The sequence below is a fragment of the Leeuwenhoekiella sp. W20_SRS_FM14 genome (assembly GCF_052119605.1).
Taxonomy (GTDB): domain Bacteria; phylum Bacteroidota; class Bacteroidia; order Flavobacteriales; family Flavobacteriaceae; genus Leeuwenhoekiella.
This window is the reverse complement of sequence record NZ_JBGQOK010000007.1, coordinates 114,286-138,484: the sequence shown is the minus strand read 5'-3', so window position 1 is coordinate 138,484 and position 24,199 is coordinate 114,286. Positions and strand designations below refer to the sequence as shown.

Annotated in this window: 22 protein-coding genes and 2 tRNA genes; 10 read left to right on the top strand and 14 right to left on the bottom strand. The window is 35.2% G+C overall.

Annotated features, from left to right (window positions below; translation table 11 throughout):
* Positions 1-62: 62 nt before the first annotated feature.
* Both rpoN and ACEN25_RS13250 read left to right on the top strand, forming a co-directional pair.
* The gene (rpoN, locus tag ACEN25_RS13255) at positions 63-1,517 is read left to right on the top strand and encodes an RNA polymerase factor sigma-54 (protein WP_441803331.1); all 1,455 of its coding nucleotides are present in this window, start codon (positions 63-65) and stop codon (positions 1,515-1,517) included.
* On the top strand, positions 1,518-2,126 hold the full coding sequence (locus ACEN25_RS13250) for a hypothetical protein (protein ID WP_441803330.1): 609 nt from the start codon (positions 1,518-1,520) through the stop codon (positions 2,124-2,126).
* On the opposite strand, the gene ACEN25_RS13245 is transcribed toward ACEN25_RS13250, so the two are convergent.
* The 9 genes from ACEN25_RS13245 to ACEN25_RS13205 all read right to left on the bottom strand — a co-directional run bounded on the left by ACEN25_RS13245 (position 2,114) and on the right by ACEN25_RS13205 (position 8,584).
* Positions 2,114-2,839, bottom strand: coding sequence for a porin family protein (locus tag ACEN25_RS13245; protein WP_441803329.1), 726 nt, complete (start codon positions 2,837-2,839; stop codon positions 2,114-2,116). The genes ACEN25_RS13250 and ACEN25_RS13245 overlap by 13 nt on opposite strands.
* Before the next feature lie 140 nt (positions 2,840-2,979).
* Positions 2,980-3,459, bottom strand: a complete 480-nt coding sequence (locus ACEN25_RS13240) for an ExbD/TolR family protein (RefSeq protein ID WP_441803328.1) — start codon at positions 3,457-3,459, stop codon at positions 2,980-2,982.
* Between the two features lie 28 nt (positions 3,460-3,487).
* Positions 3,488-4,087, bottom strand: coding sequence for an ExbD/TolR family protein (locus ACEN25_RS13235; protein ID WP_441803327.1), 600 nt, complete (start codon positions 4,085-4,087; stop codon positions 3,488-3,490).
* An 8-nt stretch (positions 4,088-4,095) separates the two neighbouring features.
* Positions 4,096-4,536, bottom strand: coding sequence for a hypothetical protein (locus tag ACEN25_RS13230; RefSeq protein WP_035899950.1), 441 nt, complete (start codon positions 4,534-4,536; stop codon positions 4,096-4,098).
* A gap of 27 nt (positions 4,537-4,563) precedes the next feature.
* Complete coding sequence (locus tag ACEN25_RS13225; protein ID WP_028377420.1) at positions 4,564-5,361, bottom strand: MotA/TolQ/ExbB proton channel family protein; 798 nt, start codon at positions 5,359-5,361, stop codon at positions 4,564-4,566.
* A 73-nt stretch (positions 5,362-5,434) separates the two neighbouring features.
* Positions 5,435-5,522 (bottom strand) — tRNA-Ser (locus tag ACEN25_RS13220).
* A gap of 96 nt (positions 5,523-5,618) precedes the next feature.
* Positions 5,619-6,644, bottom strand: coding sequence for an asparaginase (locus ACEN25_RS13215; protein ID WP_441803326.1), 1,026 nt, complete (start codon positions 6,642-6,644; stop codon positions 5,619-5,621).
* Positions 6,637-7,767 carry a 1-acyl-sn-glycerol-3-phosphate acyltransferase gene (locus ACEN25_RS13210; RefSeq protein WP_441803325.1) on the bottom strand — a complete coding sequence of 377 codons (1,131 nt, stop codon included), beginning with the start codon at positions 7,765-7,767 and terminating at the stop codon, positions 6,637-6,639. Before ACEN25_RS13210 ends, ACEN25_RS13215 begins: the two co-directional genes overlap by 8 nt.
* Before the next feature lie 46 nt (positions 7,768-7,813).
* Positions 7,814-8,584 carry a TatD family hydrolase gene (locus ACEN25_RS13205; RefSeq protein ID WP_441803324.1) on the bottom strand — a complete coding sequence of 257 codons (771 nt, stop codon included), beginning with the start codon at positions 8,582-8,584 and terminating at the stop codon, positions 7,814-7,816.
* A 103-nt stretch (positions 8,585-8,687) separates the two neighbouring features.
* Here ACEN25_RS13205 and ACEN25_RS13200 point away from each other — a divergent pair, with 103 nt between their 5' ends.
* Positions 8,688-9,125, top strand: coding sequence for a retropepsin-like aspartic protease (locus ACEN25_RS13200; protein ID WP_028377423.1), 438 nt, complete (start codon positions 8,688-8,690; stop codon positions 9,123-9,125).
* Between the two features lie 696 nt (positions 9,126-9,821).
* On the opposite strand, the gene ACEN25_RS13195 is transcribed toward ACEN25_RS13200, so the two are convergent.
* Positions 9,822-10,820 carry an isoaspartyl peptidase/L-asparaginase family protein gene (locus ACEN25_RS13195; protein WP_441803323.1) on the bottom strand — a complete coding sequence of 333 codons (999 nt, stop codon included), beginning with the start codon at positions 10,818-10,820 and terminating at the stop codon, positions 9,822-9,824.
* A gap of 132 nt (positions 10,821-10,952) precedes the next feature.
* On the opposite strand from ACEN25_RS13195, the gene ACEN25_RS13190 reads away from it, so the two are divergent.
* The 3 genes from ACEN25_RS13190 (at position 10,953) to ACEN25_RS13180 (ending at position 14,080) form a co-directional block, all read left to right on the top strand.
* Positions 10,953-12,167: a metallophosphoesterase gene (locus tag ACEN25_RS13190; protein ID WP_441803322.1), complete on the top strand. Its 1,215-nt coding sequence runs from the start codon at positions 10,953-10,955 to the stop codon at positions 12,165-12,167.
* Positions 12,168-12,281: 114 nt separating this feature from the next.
* Complete coding sequence (locus ACEN25_RS13185; protein WP_441803321.1) at positions 12,282-13,694, top strand: hypothetical protein; 1,413 nt, start codon at positions 12,282-12,284, stop codon at positions 13,692-13,694.
* Positions 13,695-13,783: 89 nt separating this feature from the next.
* Positions 13,784-14,080, top strand: coding sequence for a thioredoxin family protein (locus ACEN25_RS13180; RefSeq protein ID WP_028377426.1), 297 nt, complete (start codon positions 13,784-13,786; stop codon positions 14,078-14,080).
* Here the strand turns inward: ACEN25_RS13180 and ACEN25_RS13175 are convergent.
* Both ACEN25_RS13175 and ACEN25_RS13170 read right to left on the bottom strand, forming a co-directional pair.
* Positions 14,077-14,730 (bottom strand): polysaccharide deacetylase family protein, encoded by a 654-nt coding sequence (locus ACEN25_RS13175; protein ID WP_441803320.1) that lies wholly within the window; start codon positions 14,728-14,730, stop codon positions 14,077-14,079. The two genes, ACEN25_RS13180 and ACEN25_RS13175, sit on opposite strands and share 4 nt — an antisense overlap.
* Positions 14,730-18,011 carry a glycosyltransferase family 117 protein gene (locus tag ACEN25_RS13170; RefSeq protein ID WP_441803319.1) on the bottom strand — a complete coding sequence of 1,094 codons (3,282 nt, stop codon included), beginning with the start codon at positions 18,009-18,011 and terminating at the stop codon, positions 14,730-14,732. Before ACEN25_RS13170 ends, ACEN25_RS13175 begins: the two co-directional genes overlap by 1 nt.
* 200 nt (positions 18,012-18,211) lie before the next feature.
* Between ACEN25_RS13170 and ACEN25_RS13165 the strand changes: the two genes are divergently transcribed.
* Positions 18,212-18,284, top strand: a tRNA-Gln gene (locus ACEN25_RS13165).
* 57 nt (positions 18,285-18,341) lie between these two features.
* Here the strand turns inward: ACEN25_RS13165 and ACEN25_RS13160 are convergent.
* Positions 18,342-18,677 carry a hypothetical protein gene (locus ACEN25_RS13160; RefSeq protein ID WP_441803318.1) on the bottom strand — a complete coding sequence of 112 codons (336 nt, stop codon included), beginning with the start codon at positions 18,675-18,677 and terminating at the stop codon, positions 18,342-18,344.
* Between the two features lie 280 nt (positions 18,678-18,957).
* Here ACEN25_RS13160 and rimP point away from each other — a divergent pair, with 280 nt between their 5' ends.
* From rimP to infB, 3 genes are read left to right on the top strand one after another with little or no spacing between them, the layout of a single operon-like run.
* Positions 18,958-19,422, top strand: a complete 465-nt coding sequence (gene rimP, locus ACEN25_RS13155) for a ribosome assembly cofactor RimP (protein WP_028377430.1) — start codon at positions 18,958-18,960, stop codon at positions 19,420-19,422.
* 9 nt (positions 19,423-19,431) lie between these two features.
* Complete coding sequence (gene nusA, locus ACEN25_RS13150; RefSeq protein ID WP_028377431.1) at positions 19,432-20,664, top strand: transcription termination factor NusA; 1,233 nt, start codon at positions 19,432-19,434, stop codon at positions 20,662-20,664.
* 52 nt (positions 20,665-20,716) lie between these two features.
* Positions 20,717-23,563, top strand: coding sequence for a translation initiation factor IF-2 (infB, locus tag ACEN25_RS13145; protein ID WP_441803317.1), 2,847 nt, complete (start codon positions 20,717-20,719; stop codon positions 23,561-23,563).
* A gap of 80 nt (positions 23,564-23,643) precedes the next feature.
* Here the strand turns inward: infB and ACEN25_RS13140 are convergent, their stop codons facing one another.
* The gene (locus ACEN25_RS13140; RefSeq protein WP_028377433.1) at positions 23,644-24,030 is read right to left on the bottom strand and encodes an SPOR domain-containing protein; all 387 of its coding nucleotides are present in this window, start codon (positions 24,028-24,030) and stop codon (positions 23,644-23,646) included.
* Between the last annotated feature and the right edge of the window lie 169 nt (positions 24,031-24,199).

Genomic DNA, 24,199 nt, shown 5'->3' with positions numbered 1-24,199 from the left:
ATATTCTTACTCTTTACTTGGAGCAATTTTCTATTTTTGTAAGAACAGTTTCGTCAATCTATATGCTTAAACAACAACTTAATTTTAAACTTTCACAGAAGCTTTCGCCTCAGCAAATACAGCTGATGAAGCTTATTCAGTTGCCGACCCAGGCATTTGAACAACGGGTAAAGCAAGAGCTCGAAGAAAACCCAGCGCTTGATAGTGGAAAAGAAGAAGCTAAAGATGAGTATGAGGAATTTGACAACAGTGCAGATGACGATTATGAATCTGAAAAGATTGAGACAGATATCAATGTTGATGATTATTTGTCTGATGATGAAGTTCCCAGTTATCGGTTAAATACAAATAACTATAGTAGTGATGACGAAGAGCGACAGGTGCCTTATGCATCAGGAACTTCATTCACACAACATCTTATGGGGCAGTTGCATACCTATAGATTAGATGAGCAACAAATGGAAATTGCTGAATTTCTTATTGGTAGCATTGATGATAGTGGTTATTTACGTCGTGATCTAATTGATCTTTTAGACGATTTAGCATTTACACAGAATATCTACACAGACGAGGCTACCTTAGAAAAAATATTAAAAATAGTTCAGAATTTAGATCCTTCAGGAGTTGGTGCGCGTAGTTTAGAAGAATGTTTGTTAATTCAATTAAAGCGTAAAGAAGAAACTGAGGCTGTTTCACTTGCCATATCCATTTTATCTACGGCCTTTGACCATTTCAGTAAAAAGCATTACCAGAAATTACTTTCTAAATTTGATATTTCTGAAGATCAACTTAGGGCCGCTATTGATGAGATAGAGCATTTAAACCCAAAACCAGGAGGTTCTTACGCTGGAAATACTAAAGTTGTTGAACACGTAATTCCAGATTTTGAAATACGTATACGAGATGGTGAACTAGAACTTAGTTTAAACGGTCGTAATGCTCCTGAAATGCATGTTTCAAGGGAGTATACAAATATGCTTAAAGGTTATAAAGAAGCATCAGCAAAGAGTAAAACTCAAAAAGATGCGGTAATGTTTATAAAGCAAAAATTAGATGCCGCAAAATGGTTTATTGAAGCAATAAAGCAACGTCAACAAACGCTTTTTGTTACTATGAATTCAATTATGAATTACCAGAAAGAATTTTTCTTAACTGGTGATGAGCGTAATCTACGTCCTATGATTTTAAAAGATATTGCAGATGAAATTGGTATGGATGTTTCTACGGTTTCTCGCGTAGCAAATAGTAAGTATGTAGATACACCCTACGGTACAAAATTGATCAAGGAGTTCTTTAGTGAAAGTATGACGAATGATCAGGGTGAAGAGGTTTCTACTCGCGAAATAAAGAAAATCTTAGAGATTACCATTCAGGAAGAAGATAAGCGCCGTCCTCTAACCGACGATAAATTAGCTAAGATTTTAAAAGATAAGGGTTATCCTATTGCAAGGCGAACGGTCGCAAAGTATCGTGAACAATTAGATGTACCAGTAGCCCGATTACGTAAGGAAATCTAAATGAAATTTATACTTCGCAGTTTTTCTTATATTATGCATCCGCTATTTATGCCACTTCTAGGGGTGTGTATTTATTTTGCGATTACGCCCAAGTTTGTTCCAGAATCTTTTATGTATGCTAAGATATTTGCGATTAGTATATTAACACTTGTAGTACCTATCTTATTTTACTTTCTTCTAGAAAGTATAAATCTTGTTTCTTCCAAAGAATTGAGCGATGTTAAGGAACGACGCGTACCACTTATATGCCAGATGGGTGTAACGTTTCTTATTATTAGCGTTATAATAAATGGGTATGAGTTCCCAGAATTATATATGTTTTTTATAGGGATTTTAATAGCTTCAGCTGTTTGTTTGCTTTTGAGTTTTTTTAAATATAAAGCAAGCCTGCATATGGTAGGTGTTAGTGGCGTGCTGGGATTTATTATAGCTTTGAGTATGGTTTATACTACAAACTACCTTCAGATTATTTCCCTATTAGTAATTGCAATAGGTTTAACTGCGGCATCAAGGTTACAGATGAAAGCCCACAATATGCACGAATTAGTAGTAGGTTTAATCGCTGGAGGTCTTCCTCAGCTTGTAGTGTTTTATTTTTATAATATATAAAACATCAGACCTAATTTAAAGCTATTTAGCTCTAAAGGTTGTCCATTTACAAGAGTTCCATCTTTAAAAAACGGATTTAAGTTATAATAAAAGTGGAAATTAAATGTGTCATAACCAAATGTGAATGTAAGTCCTAATCTGTATCTGTCAAATTCAGGAACATCAGTTTGTACAACTTGATTTCCGGTTTCTTCAAAGTTAAATTTGTACGCATAAACGTAGCCAAGTTGCAATCCTGTGTATACCCTCCAAAATTTATAATCTGCCGCTGTAGAAGTACGCCATCGTAGCTGAATTGGAGCTTCTATAAGATAAGTGCTAAGCCAGTTTTTATCGTAGTCATAGCCTGAATCTATTACATTGAAAATTGTAGTATTAGATTGATCCTCTCCAACAAATAAATTTTGATTGTAGGTGTTCATCGAAAATCCAACACCCATACCTATTGCGAGATTGCGTTGTTTATTTATTGGCATATCTCTAATGTAACCAAGATGTAATCCACCACTAAATCCATTTTGAGATAGTTCCTGCGGTTTATTGGTTAGTAGGTTAAAGGTAACTCCTATATAAAATTGATCTTCTCTGTATTTTTGATCAAATTGAACACTATCTATGCTTTTAGTTATGCTGTCTTGCGCATTGCTTTTTGTATATAGTAGTGTAGATAATACAAATAAAAAAACAAGGGTAGATTTAGAAGAATATAGCATTTTAAAGCAACTTAAATTTTACTTGGGATGTGATCAAAATTAGTTTAGAAGCATAGATGATGAATCTAAATTTAATAAAAAAACGCCCTGATATTCAGGGCGTTTTTAACTTTTAAGAATAATGCAATATCTAATGCATCTTAATTGTTTTTAACAGCGTCACCAGACTTAGTAACATAGTTAATTTTAAGAGCATTAGCAGTCCTAAGTTCTTGTTTAATATCAGAAATAAGACCCATTTTACTATCGCCGTCAACTTTAAGAGCAGTAGTTAAATAGTCTACCAATTCTTCACGTTTACTTGCTCTTTCTTGATAAATAAAATCTTGAATATCTTTAACTTCTGCAAATTTATCATTTAACTGAATTTTTGCAGATGTTCCAAATTTTGCTTGATACCTATCTACAGGCTCCCCTGCAAATATGTACATAACAAGATCTTTTTTGTCAAGTTTTTCAATTTGGTTTGCAGTTGGTAAATTGTTTTTAACCATTAAGGTATTTTCACGCATTACAGTAGCAACCATAAAGAAGAATAACAACATGAAAACTATATCTGGCAATGAAGCCGTAGAAATAGCTGGTAGTTCACCTCCTTTTTTCTTATTAAACTTAGACATAGTATGTATTTATTAAGTTTTAGTGGTATTATTTCGGTTCTGCCTCAGAAAGCTTCTCAGGATATAATTCTCTAATAAGTTCAATTTTCGGCTTAAGCTTATCTTTAATTGCCTGAGTAGTTCTCGCGTCATTATAACGTGATTCTAACGAAACAAAAGATTCACCGTATCTACTCATTGCTTCACGATCTCTTAGCTGGTTATAAGCAGCTACAAGTTCATTTTGAACAGCTATATACCTTTTGTAAGATGTGCCTCTATTATTTACTAAAGAAATAATTGCTTTAGTTGGATTAGTAGAGCTATTTTCCGCTTTTGCACCCTGGCAGTAATTACAATCTTCAGCTCCATTATCTAAAAATTCAACTGCTGCCGCTCTCAAATCTTTAAGATCCATCAACTCATCTTCTACCAAAAGTTCGTTATTACTATTTACCACAACAGTAAATAAGTTACGCTCTTTAATAATAGGCGGAGGTGGTTGATCATCCTCTAACTTGGGAGGCAATTTACGGCTTATACCGCTATCTGTTTCAATTGTAGTTGTAACCAGAAAGAAAATAAGAAGTAAGAAGGCAATATCTGCCATCGAACCTGCATTCACTTCTGGAGCTGATCTCTTTGCCATAATTTATTTTATTTAGCTAATTTCTTAACACCTGAGAATACCATTGCACCCACAGCAACTAGAGCTAGAATGTAAAAAGCATAAATACCTGCTTCTACCCATCTTGATGCACTAGCGGAAAGCACTTCACCATCTCTCATTGGAGTTTCTTCACCAGAAGCTAGTAGGAAAGATATAGCTACAACAGCTAAGAAAGCGCCAAGCCCTATTAAAGTTCCTTTTATTGACGAACCACTAGTGAATATATTCTTAATTACAAATACCAGGACGAATACCAGTGCTATTGCAAAAATGAAATAAGCAATGTAAATAAATGGTGTAACCAGGCTATCTTGTAAATCTGCTGAATCTAGTATTGCAGTATCTCCTGCAAGGATGATTCTAACAAGCCATACGGCTCCTAAAATCGACAGGATTAGTGCAACAATTTTTAGAATTTTATGTAACATAATTAAGTTATGTATTTAAAAGGATTATTACTTCTTGTAACGTACAAGCATATCAATCAAAGTGATTGAAGCATCTTCCATATCATTTACAATGCTGTCAATTTTAGCAATGATATAGTTGTAAAAGATTTGAAGTATAATCGCTACGATAAGACCAAATACAGTTGTTAAAAGTGCTACTTTAATACCACCAGCAACAAGTGAAGGTTGCATATCTCCTGCAGCCTCAATTTTATCAAATGCCTGTATCATACCTATTACTGTACCCATGAAACCAAGCATCGGTGCAAGTGCAATAAATAAAGAAACCCAAGATACGTTCTTTTCTAGAAGACCCATCTGTACACCACCGTAAGCTACAACAGCTTTTTCTGCAGCATCAACGCCCTCGTCTACACGATCAAGACCTTGATAATATATAGATGCAACTGGACCTCTTGTATTTCTACAAACGTCTTTTGCAGCTTCAATACCACCACTATTCAATGCATCTTCTACATCTTGAGCTAATTTAGCTGTATTTGTGCTTGCAAGGTTTAAGTAAATAATACGTTCAATTGCAATAGCAAGACCTAAAATAAGACATAAAAGTACGATACCCATAAATCCAGGTCCCCCTTCTATAAAACGTTTTTTTAACTCTTGAGTGAATGATAAAGACTCTTCATCAGTGTCTGCGGCTGCAGCTTCTTCTGGAGCTTCATCTTGAACTGCAGTTAATACTGTTGCGTTAACAGACATTAAAGAGGCAGTATTTGCTTGAACTGTAAGATTGCCTAAAGCGATTACAGCTGTGATTACTAGAATAGAAAATACTCTTTTCATTGCTTTTGATCTTAAAAATTTAGTTAGTAAAGGATAAAGATATAAAATTAATTATTCAAATATTAAAAAATAGCAGAGAGGAAGGGATTCGAACCCTCGATACGCTTTTGGCGTATACACGCTTTCCAGGCGTGCGCCTTCGACCGCTCGGCCACCTCTCTTTAATTTGTTGAGCCGAAGCCTTTGTGACAGGCTGCCAAATAACAAAAAATATGTCAAATCCCAAAAGGAACATCGAAAATAATAATAATTTCTTATCAACTCATTTCTCCCCTTAGTGAAGTTTCAAATATAGTCTTAAAGACCTTTGGAGCCAAATTTTGACTATTGAGATACATCATTTTAGTGATTGCAGCTTCTATTGTTAAGTCTTTTCCTGAAATAACGCCAAGCTCTTTAAGTGCTGTACTGGTCTCATAATTACCCATTTGTACGCTTCCCCATTTACACTGCGTAATGTTAACCAGGGGTATTCCTTTATTGATAATTTTTTTTAATAAATCGATAAACCAACCTTCTGTAGTGCCATTTCCGGCTCCATATGTCATTATAATTACGCCGCTGTAGGTTAATTTTTCAAACATATTGGTTAGTAGATTTTCATTTATACCGGGGTAAAGATGAACTACAAGCACATCTGTTTTTAATTCTTTATGAATTTTCAGCTTTTTTCTGGTGTAGGGAAGCAATTTTTCGTCTTCAATTGTCAAATGAACACCAGAGGTTATTAATGGAGGATAGTTAGGTGATTTAAATGCTTCAAAATGCTCAGCACTTATTTTTGAACTCCGGTTACCACGATATAGCTTGTATTCAAAATAGAGTCCAACTTCTGTAATATAGGATCTTCCTCTTTTCTTAAGTGCCGCAATTTGTATCGCAGTGATTAAATTTTCTTTGGCATCAGTTCGTAAATCCCCTATAGGAAGTTGAGATCCTGTAAGAATAACCGGTTTTGATAAATTTTCTAGCATAAAGCTTAACGCTGAAGCTGTATAACTCATCGTGTCACTACCATGTAGAATTACAAATCCGTCAAAACGGTCATAATGTTTTTCTATGATGGCGCATAAGTCTCCCCAAAGTTTAGGGTTCATATTTGAGCTATCTATAGGTTTCTCGAAGCTTATGGTTTCGATAGTACATTCAATAAGACGTAATTCTGGAATTTTGTCTAAAAGATCATTAAAGTCGAATGATTTTAAGGCTCCCGTTTCAAAGTCTTTAATCATTCCTATCGTTCCACCAGTATAAATCAATAAGATTCTAGATAATTTACTCAATGCTTTTAAGTTTGTTAATTACTGGGTTGGCATACATTAAAAGAAAACTTTCGCGTGCAATCTCTCTGTTAGAATCTATTCTGCGCTCTAGCCTGCGTTCAAAAGCCCTTTTATCTTTTTCAGTATAGGTGTAGCTATACGTGCTGCTGTTGTGATAAAGATCGTAGGCAATGTAATTAGAAGGCCATAGCTTGTAAATTCTATAAATTTCTTTGTCTATATATTTAGCAAGCTCTTGTAATTTATCATTATCAGATAAATCGCGTGAATCAATCTCATTAAATACCGAAGTGTCTAATTTACCGGTCGCGATATGTACTCTTTTTTTATTTCCAAGAGCTCCTCTTAATATACTATTAAAGTCTTCATTATTACTTTTTACATAAGCTGTATCTTCACTTTTAGCAATAAGCTCAGGTACTTTTAAGACATCTGTAGGGTCAAATTCATATGAGATAGCTACAGGTCGAATATTTAAATCTTTTAGAAATGGAATCACCGGCTTATCACCACGTGCCATTCCTATCATTTTAAGAACTCCCTGCTGGGTTTTGTCGCTTCCATCCTTTGTACGCCCCTCGCGCTGCGCCATCCATATAGATTGATTGTTGTTATTTAAGACATGAGCAACGTATTCTGATAGATTTTTAGAGCTTAGTAGCATTTCTCTTGGGGTCAAACTGCGTTGAACAAGAAAGCTTCGATTAAGTCTGGCAAGTGCCATTAAAAATGGTTTTTGAACCAGATTATCACCTATTGCTGATGCAGTCATTACAAGATCATTGTCATAGAGTGCGACATTTATAAAGGAAGTGTCTAAAATAATATCACGATGATTAGACAAATAGAAATACGCTTTTCCCTTCTCTAAATTCTCAAATCCCGAAGTAGAGAACCCATCGGTGCTCTTTTCCATTATTTTTTGAACTGACTTATAGATGATTTTACTCTGAAAGTCAAAAATTGAATGACATTCGTTTATGATTTCTTTTATTTCCCTTAAGGATTTGTCAGGAAATGTAAATTGCAACAAAGCCTGAAACATGGGATGGCGATAATGCGTCTGAAGAGCTTCATGTACTTCAGAATCGTCATAGGGTCTTATGGAGTCAAATTTTGACACAAATTATTTTTTAGTTTGATCGTAAAAGAACAAAATATTTTATTGATCAGTCAAGGTTAAAAATATTTTTGGCATTTTTTGTGGTAATCTCACCTATTTCTGAGAGAGAAATACTGTAAATATCTGAAAGTTTTTGTGCTATTTCAATAAGGTAACTACTTTCGTTACGCTTGCCGCGGTAGGGTGTAGGAGCGAGATAAGGAGCGTCTGTTTCTAATACGATGTGGTTAAGATCAATCTTCTTTAAAAACTGATCTATTTTTCCATTTTTAAATGTGGCAACACCGCCTATTCCCAATTTAAGATTAAAGTCTAAAGCTTGTAAGGCATCTTCTTCAGTTCCTGTAAAACAATGAAAAATACCTCTCAAACGATCATTATTTTCATTTTTGAGAACCTCAAAAACTTCTTTAAAAGCATCTCGGCAATGTATCACAATAGGTAAATCATATTCTTTTGCCCATTGTATTTGTTTAGCAAAAGCTTCTTGCTGAATTTCTTTTGTTGATTGATCCCAATATAAGTCTATACCTATTTCGCCAACAGCGCAATGTTTTTTTGAAGCAAGTTGCTGGGCAACATGTTCTAATTCGCCTTTAAGACTTTCGGGCTTAACGTGTGTAGGGTGTAAGCCTGCCATTACATGCATAGCCTCTGGATATTTCTTTTTTAAATCCCACATTTTTGATGTGTATGTAGAATCTATAGCCGGCAGCATAAAATGTGTTATTGATTTCTGTTGGGCTCTTGCAATCATGGCATCGCGATCCTCATTAAAAGATTCGCTGTAGAGATGGGTATGGGTGTCTATAAACATAGGGGTAAATTTAAAACTTAGCCTTTAGCGTTGGTAAACTTTATTAAAAAATTAAAATTCAAAACGTTTTATTTAATCTAAGTTTGGTCATCTAGCATTTGATATGATTTCACTCTGGCAGTTTTTAAAGAAAAAAAAGTACACTAGAATACCGCTTAAACCTGTAGGTACTGGGCATTTAAAATTTGAGGCTGTTATAAATGGTGTCAAAGGAGACTTTATTTTAGATACAGGTGCGTCTAATACCTGTATAGGTTTTGAAGATCTTGAGCGTTTTAAATTATATGCCAAAGAAAGTGAAGTAAAAGCTGCTGGTGCAGGAGCTATAGATATGTTAACCCAAATTGCTCAAGATAATTTAATCGAAATAGATACTTGGTCTACAAAAAATTTATCGATAGTATTATTTGATCTTTCTCACGTGAATCAAGCATTAATTAATCACGATGCTGATCCTGTAAGTGGTATAATAGGTGCAGATGTTCTCAAAATTGGTAAAGCCGTAATTGATTATCAATATAGCTGTATGTATTTAAGATAAGAATTTATTATAGAATTGTAGCTTCACGTAAACTCGCTCACCACCCCGAAATTTAGTTACAATTAGAAATTTCTGTAATCAGGGAATTTATAAAAATAAGGAAGCCAGCTACAGTGATATTGGTATAACGCTTCGCTTCGGTTTGAAGATTTTAGAGAATTGCAACTACACGAAAACCTCACTCACCACCCCGAAATTTAATTACAACTAAAAATTTCTGTAATCAAGAAATTTATAAAAATAAAGAAAGCCAGCTACAGTGATATTAGTATAACGCTTCGCTTTGGTTTGAAGGTTTTTAGAGGATTGTGGCTTCACGTAAACCTCGCTCACCACCCCGAAATTTAATTACAACTAGAATTTTTATGTATTCATGGAATTTATAAAAATAAATAAAGCCAACTACAGTGATATTGGTATAACGCTTCGCTTCGGTTTGAAGGTTTTTAGAGGATTGTAGCTTCGCGTAAACCTCGCTCACCACCCCGAAATTTAGTTACAATTCGAAATTTCTGTAATCAAGGAATTTATATAAATAAAGAAAGCCAGCTACAAGAGCTGGCTTTCACCCCAAATCATAATTGATTATTACAAGTCAATTACAACAGTCTTAAATATTTTCTGCCTTAAAAAGCGTGAAACAAAACTAAAGTTTTTTTCTGTAAAAAAAAACATTTAAAAAATCTATTCAATTTTCTAAGATTTTAAATAACTACCTGCGACGATTGGCTTGTTTTCTTGATTACTATAGTGCATCATTTTAAAGCCTGGGTGAATGCAATAGCAGCCTGTCTCTCCTTTTTTATTTATAGCAATATAAGCGACTTGAAAATTTATATGATTAGGATTTGAGGTCACAATACGGCGTACAGCTTCTTCACATGCTTCCTGTGGCGTCATTCCATTTCGCATAAGTTCCACAATTAAAAAACTGCCTACCGTTTTAATAACTTCTTCCCCCATTCCTGTAGCAGCAGCACCGCCTATGGTATTGTCTATAAACAACCCACTACCTATTACGGGACTATCGCCTACACGACCTTTCATTTTATATGCCAGACCAGAAGTAGTGCACGCACCTGAAATATTTCCTTCTTTGTCAAGGCCTAGCATTCCTATTGTGTCGTGGTTTTCAATATTAATTATTGGTTTATAGTCTGATGTTTTTAGCCATTCTTTCCATGCTTTTTCAGACTCCTCTGTTAATAGTTTTTCTGAAGTAAAGCCACTTGCGAGGGCTAATTCTTCAGCTCCTTTTCCTACCATAATTACATGCGGTGTATCTTCCATTACTTTACGTGCAAGAGCGGCAACATTAGTTATGTTTTCTACACACATTACAGAACCACAATTCCCGGTATGATCCATCACGCAGGCATCTAAGGTTACATTTCCTTCGCGATCTGGAGAGCCCCCTTTTCCTACAGTTGTATTTTTAATATTTTCTTCTTCAACTGCAACGCCTGCAATTACCGCATCTAATGCAGAATATCCCTGATCTAAAAGTGCACCCGCTGTTGCGTTTGCTTTAGTAAATTCCCATGTGCAAATTGCTACAGCAGTTTCGTTCATTTTAGAGGTAGATAAATCTTGATTGTTTTTAGTTTGAGTTTTAGCTTGAGCAAAACTGTTTATGCCTAGTCCTATAGCTATGGTATTTAAGCTTGTAGTGGTAATAAAATTGCGACGTTTCATGTGGGTTGTTTTGTGCTGAATAGTTATTAGATAGTGAATAGCCTTTTTTAAATAGATTTCTTAAAAATATAAGTTTTAATAAGAATTTTAAACACATTGCTTTATTAATATTGCTGCGTCAAAATTTTAATTATGCGGTGGTTTTTATTTATTGTCTTTTATATTCTTATTGATATATACGCTTTTCAAGCTTTTAGAACTTTTTCTAAGAGTATATGGCTCAATTCAATTTATATAATTGTGTCTTTAACTGTATTGGGTGTTTTAATATATACGCTTTCTACTATGGACAGGTCTAAAGGAATTGAATCGCACGAGATGTATATTTTTGGTTGGTTTCTTGTCTTTTTTGTGCCAAAATTAATCTTGCTCATTATCATGTTTGGTGAAGATCTCATTCGATTATTGGTAGGTTTTATAACTATACTATTTGGAAAGTCAGAATCTTTTGAATTACCGTCAAGGCGTAAATTTATAAGTACACTTGCTCTAGGTATTGCAGCGATACCTTTTGCTTCATTAATCTACGGAATGTACAGGGGTAAGTATAGATATAGGGTACTTTCTTATACGTTAGAGTTTGAGGATCTTCCGGAAGCATTTGATGGATATCGTATAACTCAAATAAGTGATATACACAGTGGGAGTTTTGATGACGAAACTAAAATAGCTTACGGGGTCGATCTTATAAATAAACAAGAAAGTGATCTTATCTTATTCACAGGAGATTTAGTAAATAACTTTGCAAGTGAAATGACTAATTGGTCTCAGCTTTTCTCTACTTTAAAAGCGAAAGATGGAGTGTATTCGGTTTTGGGAAACCATGATTACGGGGATTATGCAGATTGGGAATCCCAGATAGCTAAGCAAGAAAATTTAAACCAGCTAAAAAGTATTGAAGCTCAAATGGGTTGGCAGCTTCTATTAAATGAGCATAGGTTTATAGAGCGAAAAGGCGAGCGTATTGCGTTAGTGGGTGTAGAAAACTGGGGAGCCGGTTTTAAGCAAGCCGGAGATATTGATAAGGCTTCTAAAGGTTTATCTAAAGATGATTTTAAAGTTTTAATGAGTCACGATCCCTCATATTGGGCAGAGCGCATAAAAAAAGACCCTAAAAATTATCAATTAACATTGAGTGGTCATACCTATGGGATGCAATTTGGTATAGAGATTCCGGGCTTTTTAAGATGGAGTCCTGTTCAATACCGATATGAAAACTGGGCAGGTATATATAATGAAAAAAATAGGATTCTTAATGTTAATCGTGGATTTGGATATTTAGGTTATCCCGGTCGAGTAGGAATTTGGCCAGAAGTCACTGTTATTGAATTAAAACGAAAACAATAAAACATTACGGTAATAAAATTCCTACCTAATAAATTTATATTATTAACAAATATCGATAAAAGTTATATTATTTAACTTGAAATACATATATTAGTTTAGATCTAATATGTGATTATGATGTACGTTAAATATATTTTTCTGCTCTTGTTGTTTTTTTTAGGTTTAACCAGCTATGCTCAAGTAGGTATAGGAACAACGACTCCCAACACTTCAGCTTTGCTTGAAATCCATTCTGATACAAAGGGTTTTTTAACTCCTAGAATGACAACAATAAATAGACTTGCCATAAGTAATCCTGCAAACGGACTTTTAGTTTACGATACAGATGAGTCATCTTTTTATTACTTTAAATCTTCCACTTGGTCAAAGGTAGACGGTACCTATAAAAGAGACAATTATGTTTTAGTAAAAAGCCAGGCAGATTTTCCGGCAGTTTCTGCGGGTACAATCACGCTAGATGAGAATGTTTATTATGAGATAAATGGAGAAATAACTTTAACCGCTTCTATAAATCTAAATGGAGCATACGTAGCTGGCTTAGATGCAGGCGAAGATGTTTTGAATTTTCCTGGGGGTGTTATTTTTAAAGGAGCCACAGGCGGAAGTATTCGTAATGTTACACTTAAGGGGGCTAAAGCATTTGAGATAACCGGGCCGGGGATTGCCTCTTCAGAATCTTTATTAATACAAAACACCATTATTAATGGTATGACTACAAGTGTAGGTTCTGTCTCAGGCATTGGATTACTATTTTCAAATATTGTACAGTTTGTAGGTAATAAAAATGGTGTGTCCTATTCTAATATCGGTAATTTATTGCTAAATAATCAAGCCTGGTTAGGAACAAATTTAGGTACATATGAAAAATTTACGGGTAATTTTGGATTGATAGAAAAGGTTAGTGGCTTTAGTACGGTAAACGGTTCTGCTGTAGCTATTGATGTGAGTGCCGATCCTGTATTAGCAGGGAGTGGTGTAATCTTAGGAACGGTTTTTACAGGGACATCAGCTACTTATATTAATAAATACACAACAGGATCATTTGCTGGGTATAATTTCACAAACAATTGGACTGTTAATTGTCCCGGTATACCGGCAGAATCAGATAATGAAGCTACAGGTAATATATATTTTGATTCTGCACCAGTTACTGTATTGGGTTCACTAGCAATAAAACTTCCCGTCACAACATTGTCAACCCGACTTTTTAGAATGGCTAATGGGGGTGTTTCAAATAGGTTGGTTTATCAAGGAAAAAAATCCCGAGCTATTAATATTTTTGGAGCAATATCATTCACAGCCATAGGAGGTATGCGAGTTACCTTTTCAATACGAAAAAATGGCACTATCGTTTCGGGAACCGAAGTTATTTATGATATAATAAACACTAATGACAGGCAAGGATTGTCAATTATAGGTACCGTTGATGTAAATCCTAATGATTACATTGAAATTTATGTAGAAAGAAATATATCTTCTACTCCTAATCAATTTTTAGTTACGAGTTATAATCTTATAGGAAATTAATTAATGAGCGTCTTTTTTATAATGTTTTCTTAAAATAAAGCATTTAAGGCTTTTAGCCTTATATTTAACACTCTAAAAGAGCGTGAACTATGTCAAAATTTGGAGCACTCATTGATTTGCAAATTCCGGTATTGCTTGATTTTTATACAGAATGGAATGAACAATCAACTACCATGCATGCAATCTTGCGTGATGTTGCGGCGGCACTAGGCGATAAAGTTAAAGTTGTAAAAATAGATGTAGATAAAAATCCAGAGCTTGCTGAAGCTTTGCGAATTAAAGGACTTCCTACATTAGTTATCTATAAGAAAGGGGAGATGAAATGGCGTCAAAGCGGGGAGCTTGATGCTAACTCTTTAATTTCGATTGTACAAAAATTTGTTTAAAGACCTTTAAACTCATATCCTAATTCAGAAAAATGCTTTAATACTTTGGGAAGTGTATATCGCATATTCTTTTCTGCTTTAAGGCTGTCATGAAAAACGACAATACTACCATTTACGGTGTTATTTAAAACATTTTTTAAGCACAGCTCTTTTGTAATGTTATGTTCCCAATCGTGGGCTATAACATCATACATAATAATGTCGTAACCTCTAGCAATCAAATTTTCAGCTTGTTTTTTCGTTATTTTTCCATAGGGAGGTCTAAAGATTTTTTGAATTTCTGAACCCTTAGATTCCATTACCGCTTCCGCTTTTAAGAAATTAGAAATATAGGTGGTTGTTTCTGTTTTCCAGCCGTTGAGATGATTGTAGGTGTGATTACCTATGCTATTACCACTTTTTTTTAAGTATTCAAAAGTGGTAGGATTCTTAAAAACATTTTCACCTATACAAAAAAAAGTAGCCTTAGCGTTATACGCTTTAAGAGTATCTATCACCCAAGGAGTAACCTCTGGTATGGGACCATCATCAAAAGTTAGGTAAATAACTTTTTGAGAGTCATTAGTAATTATTTTATCCCATATATACTTACTGTAAAGACGCTTAACTAATTTAGGCGTCTTTACCGGTAAGTTAAATTTTAAAAACATTATCGCGTTGTGTCTTTTGGGATTGCAATAGAAGTATCTCTTAAGTTTTCTGTGGGTTGAGCGGTTTCAGGAGCTGTCTCGTCTTCACCATAAAACTGACTAAACTTACGCAGATACGAGTTGAACTCTTTTGCTTTCTCAGGCAAAATGTCTTGATCCTGATTACGTATTAAAAGATCAACCAGACTTCGGTAGCGTTCAATATCTGTAATGATATCCTGTGCATATTTATATTGCTTGTTGAGATTTACGGTACTCCAGTAATTCAATTTTTCCTGATATTTTTTAGCGACAGAATTCCATAATTCACGTGCTTTTTCCTGTTCACCTACTTGATAATAACCACTAATATAGGGTTCTAATAATGTGTAATATTCAAAAGTTTCTACTGGCATTTTTTCCATAGCCAGGTCGAGAATATTTTTGGCTTTATTAAATTCTTGCTCATTAATTAGCGTTTCGGTTAGACGAGCAAGGTTTCCGCGGTAGGTGATACCATTACGACGGGTTTCGGTATCGTGATAAACATCAGGATCGCCGCTATTACCCCAATACCAATTCATTGCAATATCATAAAATTTATCTGAATCAATGCGGCCCATATCATAAGGAGATTGCGGGTCTATAGGAGTGCGTATGGGTACTAGTTTGTAGCAAACACCATCAAGCTGAAGAAAATCTTTCATCCACAAGTAGTCATCGTCCCCAAAGCTGCCGCCTGTAAAATAAATAGGACGTTCCCAGTTGTTGTTAGCCACGACGTCTAGCATTAGAAGGCGATTTTTATAAAGCACGTCTTCCTTAATGTTAACAACAATATTAGGAACAATTAAATCTGCATCTTTTTGTGCTACAATACCATTTTTTAAAACAGTGTTTTTGTTAACAGGTATGCTCACAAGTTTAGTCGGGTAGGTGTGAACCATTGTCCCGCTTTGCAATTCTTCCATTGTTCTGGGGTCATCACTGGCTATCCAGTTCATCCAGGTTTTAATATCTAAAGTGTCATTTGGTCTTAACTCATTATACCAAATTGCATCTCTGTTTCCGGCTACATATTTATCGTGGGTAAGTTGAGAAGGGATAGGATCACTCTCATAGGCTTTACGCTTCATATCATCTATGTACCATGATGTCTGAAAAAGACTGGTATTTATAATGCGCACGTCTCTTCTATAACCTTCAATCTCTTGAGCATACCATAAAGCAAAGGTGTCATTATCTCCAATTGTAAATAGAATTGCATTCTCATCACAACTGTCTAAATACATTTTTGCCATGGCTAACGCGGTTTTTCGGTTAGAACGGTCGTGATCATCCCAGTTTTGAGCTGCTAAAATTACCGGTGCAGCTAGTAGGCATACTACAGTAACAACAGGTAAAACAACTTTTACGCTAAGTTTATCTTTAAGCATATCATAAAGTGCATATACTCCAAAACCTATCCACATAGCAAATACATAAAACGAACCTACAAGAGCATAGTCTCGTTCCCTAGGTTCAAATGCGCGCTCATTTAAATAAATTTTAAGTGCAATTCCTGTAAATAGAAATAAAACAAGAAGTACCCAAAAACTTTTTTTGTCTTTACTTGCCTGAAAAACCAATCCGAGTAGTCCCAAAATAAGTGGTAAGAAAAAATACATATTTCTTCCTTTATTATTTAAGACATCACTAGGTAAATTATCCTGAGGTCCTAGACGTGCTTCATCTATAAATGAAATTCCACTTAACCAGTTACCGTGTATATCGTCATAATTACCTTGAATATCATCCTGACGTCCTGTGAAATTCCACATAAAATAACGCCAGTACATGTAACCAAATTGAAAATCAAACATATACGCAAGGTTGTCTGAAAATGAAGGAGGATCAACATCTATATATTGTCGTATGCGCATTAAGAAAGCCTGAAAGCCTTCGTTATCAATGCGACCTTGAGCATAATCAGACTTAAATTGTGCAACAGCTTGTTGTAATTCTTGATTATCTGCATATTCTGCCTTCACCTGAAACTGCAATGGCCCTGTGAACTGCATATAGTTTGCCATATGGTCTGTACTCCACATACGTGGTAGGAAAACTTTATGACGATCTTCTGAGTTTTGAACTGCATTTTTCCATTCGTTTACTATGATATACTTACCGCTTTTTTCATCTTTTTCATAGTTAGGTTTGCCGTCAACATATGGGTTTTGAGCATCTAGCCCACCAAAAATTTCGGTGAATTGAGGGCCGTAAAACAAATGCGTTTCGGGATACTGCTCTCTATTGTAGTATGCAAGTAGTTCTCGTGCGTTGTTTGGGTTATTTTCATTTATAGTAGTTCCGGCATTTGCGCGTATAGGAAGCATCAGCCAACTCGAAAACCCAATAAAAATAAATAATATCGAAAGAATTAGCGTGTTTAGCTGGTAGTATGACTTCTTACGCGTAAACTTCAGCAAGAAATAGAAGATTGCAATAAAAGCAATACCGGCTATAATGGTTCCGCTATTAAAAGGGAGTCCGAAGCTGTTTACAAAGAATACTTCGGCATAACCAAAGAAGCTTAAGGTATAGGGTAGCAAGAATTTAAAAATAAACATTAATACTGCCACTACAATTATGTTAGCAACTATAAAGTTCTTTACCGTAATGGTTTTGTAATTTTTAAAGAAATATAAAAATCCTATTGCAGGAATTGTTAGTAGGGCCATAAAGTGAACCCCAAAGGAAAGTCCTATAATAAAACAGATAAGCATAAGCCATCTGTTGCCTCGCGGCTTAAACATATCACGTTCCCATAAAAGGGCTACATAAAAAAGCGCTGATAGCATAAACATGGCCATCGCATATACTTCTGCTTCAACAGCATTAAACCAGAAACTATCTGTAAATGCAAATGCAGTTGATCCTATAAAAGATGCTGCTAAAATTGCCATTTGATCTGTGTCAGTAAGAATTTCTTTATTGCGTTTTAAGAGCTTACGCAATAATAGAGAAATGGACCAGCACATAAATAAGATGGTAAATGCAGAGGCTAAACATGACATGAAATTCACGCAAAGGGCAACGTAAGTGGCATCTGGTGCAAAGATTGAGAAAAATGCGCCTAACATTTGATATAAAGGTGCTCCCGGCGGATGCCCAATTTCTAATTTTGAAGAGGTTGATATATACTCACCGGCATCCCAGAAACTGGCTGTGGGTTCTACTGTTAAGCTGTAAGTGATTAATGCAACAGTAAATGCACACCAACCAACTATTTTATTGTACTTCGGGAAATTGAAGTTTATCATAAGGCAAATTTAGCAAGCAGCGAATTTAAGAATTAATACGGTAATGAATTCTGTTTTACTTAAAACGACGCCAGGAATAAAAATATTTTTTGTTTTGAAAGTTTTTAAAAAAAATATTTGCTGGTCTAAAAGTTTGTTTTAAATTTGCAGCCGCATTCGCAAGTCAGGTGAGTGTTTTCTTTCTTAAAGAAGAAGGTTAATGGCCTATGGTGTAACTGGCAACACGTCTGGTTTTGGTCCAGAAGAGTCTAGGTTCGAGCCCTAGTAGGCCAACAAAAAAAATCCGAATCTTAGATTCGGATTTTTTTTATTTAAAAAGTTTCCACTTATTTAGGCCTTTTTATTTGTAGTTAGGTAGTGAAGCATGTTTGTATAAAAAGTGATTCCTTGTGTGTCTTTTTTTATGCAATCACATAAAAAGGATTTTAGTTGAGATGATTCAATCTCTATTAAAGCTTCCGTGTCTGGGGAATCAGACAAAATCGACTTCAGGCGAATTAATGTAATATCTTCTTTATGTTCTATCACAACTTCAGAGGCTTTGAAAAATTTTTTCAGAATAGCTTTTTGAATGCTTTCAGATTGTGCAGAACGAAGGTTGTTTGTGCAGTTGCGATCAATAATCTGAAATAGATTAACTAAGATCTCTTGAGTGGTTGCTTTCATAAAGACTGGTTTAGATTTTAATTGAATTTAACTCTGTTTTTTAATCTAAAGTTTTAATGAAATGTTATTTAGAATAGTATTAACTATTTTAGGTATAAAAATTAAATTTTGAAGTGTTTTTTAATAGTAGGTATGTGCTATTAAATTGGTTTTTAGTTAATACCTACACAATGCAATTGTATAGGGTTTTTAAAACTTCAAAATTATTACTATATTTGCAGCGTTAATTAAGAAAAAATTAAACGAGGGGGCACTTAAAGTCCCCTCTTTTTATAGGATCATGTTGAAGGAAAAAGTAAAAGCTCTTTTAGTAGAGGCGTTTGAAGAATATGAGTCGCTATTTTTAGTAGACCTTAGTTTTAAAGGAAATAACGAAATTACTGTTGTGATTGATGGTGATGAGGGTGTTACCGTTCAGGATTGTATAAATGTGAGTCGTAAGGTAGAGCATAATCTTGATAGAGAGGAAGAAGATTTTTCTCTTGAAGTGATGTCTTCTGGTGCTACAGAGCCATTAATTAATAAAAGACAGTACAAAAAGAATGTTGGGAGAGATCTTGAAGTAAAACTTCAGGATGGCTCAAAAATTACCGGGTTACTCACTAAGGCCGAAGAAAATACTATCACATTATCTTGGAAAGAACGCGTTCCTAAAGAAGTAGGGAAAGGTAAAATTACGGTTGATAAAGAAGAGGTAATCTCTTTTGATACTATAGAGCAAGCAAAAGTTAAGATAAAATTTTAAGTACATAGCATGGAAAATATTGCGTTAATCGAATCGTTTTCAGAGTTTAAAGATGATAAGCTAATAGATAGAGTAATGCTTATGGCAATACTCGAAGAGGTTTTTAGAAGTACCTTGAAAAAACGTTTTGGAAGTGATGATAATTTTGATATAATTATTAATCCTGACAAAGGGGATTTAGAGATTTGGCGTAATCGTGTTGTTGTTGCAGATGGAGAGGTAGAAGATGAGAATTCTGAAATAAGTTTAACTGAAGCGCGTAAAATTGAACCAGATTTTGAGGTGGGTGAAGATGTATCTCAAGAGGTAAAATTAATAGACTTAGGTCGTAGATCTATTTTAGCGTTACGTCAAAATTTAATCAGTAAGATTCACGAGCACGATAATACAAATATATACAAGCAATTTAAAGATCTTGAAGGAGAGCTTTATAATGCAGAAGTGCATCATATTAGACATCGTGCGATCATTTTACTTGATGATGAGGGTAATGAGATCATAATGCCTAAAGAAAAACAAATACCATCAGATTTTTTCCGCAAAGGAGAAAGTGTAAGAGGTATTATAGAGAGTGTAGAGTTAAAAGGCAATAAGCCTTCTATTATAATGTCCCGTACTTCTCCGTTATTTTTGGAGAAATTGTTTGAGTCAGAAATACCTGAAGTTTTTGATGGTTTGATTACTGTTAAAAAAGTGGTGCGTATTCCTGGTGAGAAAGCAAAAGTAGCAGTAGACTCTTATGACGATCGTATAGATCCTGTAGGTGCCTGTGTGGGGATGAAAGGTTCGCGTATACATGGTATAGTTCGTGAGCTAGGTAATGAGAATATAGATGTAATCAATTACACGTCTAACCTGCAACTTTTTATAACACGAGCATTAAGTCCTGCAAAAATTACTTCAATTAAAATAAATGAAGAGAATAAAACAGCAGAGGTTATGCTTAAGCCTGAAGAGGTTTCAAAAGCAATTGGTAGAGGTGGTCATAACATTCGTTTAGCTGGTCAGCTAACAGGTTATGAGATTGATGTGTACAGAGAAGGAGTGGAAGAGGATGTAGAGCTTTCCGAATTTTCTGATGAAGTTGAAGCTTGGGTAATAGCTGAGTTTTCAAAAATAGGTTTAGATACCGCAAAAAGTATTTTAGAACAAGACGTAGAAGATCTTGTACGCAGAACAGACCTTGAGGAAGAAACCGTATTAGATGTAATGCGTATTCTTCGTGAAGAGTTTGAACAATAACTAGGAGTGTACAGGTTTTTTAGGTTAATTTTATAGCGAATTAAAGCATTTTATGGCAGAAGTAAGAAACATGAGGTTAAATAAGGTATTACGTGAACTTAATATTTCACTTGATCGTGCAGTAGATTTCCTAAAGGAAAAAGGTCACGAAATTGAAGCACGTCCTACTACAAAAATCTCTGCCGAAATCTACGAGGTACTATCTGATCAATTTCAGACAGATGCCAATAAAAAAGTAGCGTCAAAAGAGGTAGCTCAAGAGAAGCAAAAAGAGAAGGAGGCGTTGCGTATAGCTCGTGAAGAAGAAATTGAAGAAAAGCGTCAGACGCGAGAAACTCAGTCTGAGGTTATTCGTGCTAAAAGTAATCTTCAGGGTCCAAAGCAAGTAGGTAAAATAGATCTTGATAAGCCTGGCAAACCTAAAGAAACCCCTGTAGAGCCGGTTAAAGCTGAGCAGCCTGCCGCTCCTAAGGAAGAGATTTCAGAATCTAAAGTTGAAGTTGCTACTAAAGAGGAGGTCCCAGCTGAAGCTAAAGAAGAGGCTAAGAATGTTGAAGAAACTCCTAAGCCTAAGGTTGAAGAAGTTGCTAAAGCAGAGCCAAAGGTTGAAGAAGCTCCTAAAGTAGCTCCTGTTGAGGCAAAGAAGGAAGTTTCTGCTAAAATAGGTGCAAAACCTCAGGAGCAAAAAGCAGAACCTAAGAAAGAAGAGCCTAAACTTGGGGATGATGTTTTAAAAACAGATTATAAAAAATTAGACGGTCCTAACTTTACCGGTCAAAAAATTGATTTATCTCAGTTTAAAAAACCAGAAAAGAAGAAGAAGCCCGTTGTTAATGATGATAAAAAACGCAAGCGTAAGCGCATAAGTAAAGCTCCGGGTGCTCCAGGTGCGAATACTTCAGGTCCTAACGCTAATACACGCGGAAAAAATACACGTAATACATCTGGTAGCGGAAATAGAAGAGGTGCTACTCCTGTAGTTAAGGAGGAGCCTACTGAAGAAGAAGTACAAAAACAAGTACGCGAAACCTTAGAAAAACTTCAAGGTAAATCGAGTAAAGGTAAAGGTGCTAAATACCGTAGAGATAAGAGAGATCAACACCGTCAAAAGAATGAAGACGAGCAAGCTCAACAAGAAGCAGAAAACAAAGTTTTAAAAGTTACCGAATTTGTTACTGTAAGTGAGGTTGCCACGATGATGGATGTTCAGGTTACTAAAGTGATTTCAGCTTGTATGTCATTAGGAATGATGGTTACAATGAATCAGCGTCTAGATGCTGAAACATTATCTATCGTTGCAGATGAATTTGGCTATGAGGTAGATTTTGTAAATGCAGATATTAAAGAATCTGTTGCTATACAGGAAGATGCGCCAGAAGATCTTAAACCAAGAGCTCCTATTGTAACCGTAATGGGTCACGTAGATCACGGTAAAACCTCACTTTTAGATTACATACGTGAAGAGAATGTAATTGCAGGTGAGAGTGGTGGTATTACGCAGCATATTGGTGCTTACGGGGTTACTTTAAAAGATGGTCAAAAAATAGCTTTCTTAGATACACCGGGTCACGAAGCGTTTACCGCAATGCGTGCTCGTGGTGCTCAGGTTACAGATATTGCAATTATTGTAGTTGCGGCAGATGATGATGTGATGCCTCAAACTAAAGAAGCTATCTCTCACGCACAGGCGGCGGGAGTGCCTATTGTATTTGCAATAAACAAAATAGATAAACCTACTTCAAATCCTGAGAAAATTAAAGAGCAATTAGCTCAAATGAATTTACTTGTTGAGGACTGGGGTGGTAAAATACAATCACACGATATATCGGCTAAAACCGGTGTAGGTGTTGCAGAGCTTCTAGAAAAAGTGCTATTAGAGGCCGAAATTCTTGAGCTTAAGGCAAACCCAGATAAGCGTGCAAACGGTACTGTGGTAGAAGCTTTCTTAGATAAAGGAAGGGGTTATGTTTCTACAATTCTGGTAGAAGGAGGAACCTTAAAAATAGGAGACTACGTACTTGCAGGTACTCATAGCGGTAAGATTAAAGCTATGCAAGATGAGCGCGGTAAAGAAGTTAAAGAAGCTGGGCCCTCAACTCCTGTGTCTATTTTAGGATTAGATGGCGCACCGCAAGCAGGTGATAAGTTTAACGTGATGGAAGACGAGCGTGAAGCAAAAGATATTGCTTCTAAACGAACTCAACTGCAAAGAGAGCAGTCTGTGCGTACTCAGAAACACATTACACTTGATGAAATAGGAAGACGTATCGCTTTAGGAGACTTTAAAGAGTTAAATATAATTCTTAAAGGTGATGTTGATGGTTCTGTAGAAGCATTGACAGATAGTTTTGCTAAACTATCTACTGAAGAGATTGTCGTGAATATTATACATAAAGGAGTAGGTGCAATTACTGAAAGTGATGTATTGTTAGCTTCTGCATCAGATGCAATTATAATTGGATTTAATGTTAGACCTGCCGGTAATGCCCGTCAGGTTGCAGATAAAGAAGAAATTGATATCCGTACATATTCTATAATCTACGACGCTATCAACGATCTTAAAGATGCAATGGAGGGTATGCTTTCTCCAGTAATGAAAGAGGAGATTACAGGTAATGCTGAAATTAGAGAGACCTTTAAGATTTCTAAAATAGGAACTATCGCAGGTTGTATGGTAACTTCCGGTAAGATCTTCCGTAATAATGGCGTTCGTTTAATTCGCGATGGTGTAGTGGTTTATACCGGTGAATTAGCATCCTTAAAGCGTTTTAAAGATGATGTGCGTGAGGTGGCTAAAGGTTATGATTGTGGTATGCAGATTAAGAACTACAATGATATACGAGAAGGAGATATTATTGAATCCTATCACCAGGTAGCGGTAAAAAAGAAACTGAAGTAATTCGGTTTAATAAATAAACTAAAAGGCCCCTGAAGAAATATTCTTCAGGGGCTTTTTAAATTTACATATACTTAAGTTTATTAACGCTCAGGCTTCATAACAAAAGCGTTAGGAAATAATTTTTGTACCTGTAGTAGTGCACGGTCAGCTTCTAGTCGATTTCTAAAATTACCTACCCAAACCTTGTAATTGGGGCTTTCGTAAACAATTTTGGGCTCCCATTCATCATAGCGAGACTTGTATTTACTGTGAACGCTATTTGCACCGGTCACAGTGCCGTAATAAAGCTGAATTTTATATCGATCAACTAATTCATCATTATTAGTCATTTTTGATTTAAGTGACAGCAATTCAGGTATTCTATTATCTTGAATAACATTAGATTTGCCACTTTGAGCGTATGTATTTGTAATGAATAACCCGCCAAAAAAAATGTATGCAAGCGGTTTTAAAAGGGTTCTTTTCATAAGAAAAAATGTTTAAGCAAAAGTAATTGTTATAACTCAAAATGGACATATTTTATTATTTAGAACTCGTATAAATTACCTTTTAACGCTTTGCTAACACTTCAAAAATCCACTTCTAAGTCTTACTTTTGCCATCAAATTTGTCGGCATTCTTTTTAGCCTTGAGACC